This window comes from Motiliproteus sp. MSK22-1, assembly GCF_001968815.1.
Lineage (GTDB): Bacteria > Pseudomonadota > Gammaproteobacteria > Pseudomonadales > Balneatricaceae > Motiliproteus.
On sequence record NZ_MIEQ01000023.1, the window covers coordinates 1 to 836 of the forward strand.

General features: G+C 46.8%; 1 tRNA gene. It reads right to left on the bottom strand.

The annotated features are described in order from the left end of the window. Positions 1 to 397 precede the first annotated feature (397 nt). A tRNA-Ala gene (locus BGP75_RS04630) sits at positions 398 to 473 on the bottom strand. Positions 474 to 836 lie beyond the last annotated feature (363 nt).

Consider the following 836-nt stretch of genomic DNA (forward strand, 5'->3'; position numbering starts at 1 on the left):
GCATCCACCGTGCACGCTTAGTCACTTGACCATATAACCCAAAACGGTGTTTGCGCACCGGCTTGATGTTATAGCGATCGCAGACTGTACGACACTGTCTTTCCACGGGTTAAGTGAAAAGACGTTTGTCAGCAGCTTCAACCGGAGTTGATTCTGCTAACACTTGCTCTTATCGTATTACGATAATAAGAGCTCGCCAGATATTATTTCGCTTGATCGAACTTCAAAAAATTGAACTTAAATTTCAACTTTACTTCAATCACAAATCCACATTGTTAAAGAGCGTGTTTTCCAAGCGTTTTACCGCTGTTTGTAAGAAAACAAAAGGTAAAGTCATCACGATGTCATTCGACACCCTCATTCTTTAGCTTTTGGTTTCTCAAGGTTCACCAGAGAATGGTGGAGCTAAGCGGGATCGAACCGCTGACCTCCTGCGTGCAAGGCAGGCGCTCTCCCAGCTGAGCTATAGCCCCAGTGCCTGATCTTTTTTCATCGGCCGTCGTTCGCTTCTACGCACGCCTGGTCCGCTGAAAAAACCTCTGCGCCCTGGCGTTTCCATCAATCAGTGCTGGAAACTTCGGAGTCAGTTTTTTACGCCAAATTTCGTGAATTAAGACATGAAAGCGCGAAGCATAGCCTGCTATGCAAGTACTTTCATAACGCCGAATCGCGTAATTTGGTGGGTCAGAGTGGACTTGAACCACCGACCTCACCCCTTTTTATCGATAAAGAGTGGGGTGCGATCTAACCAGCTGAGCTACTTCAATCATTCTATCGAATAATTGGTAGGCCTGAGTGGACTTGAACCACCGACCTCACCCTTATCAGGGGTGCGC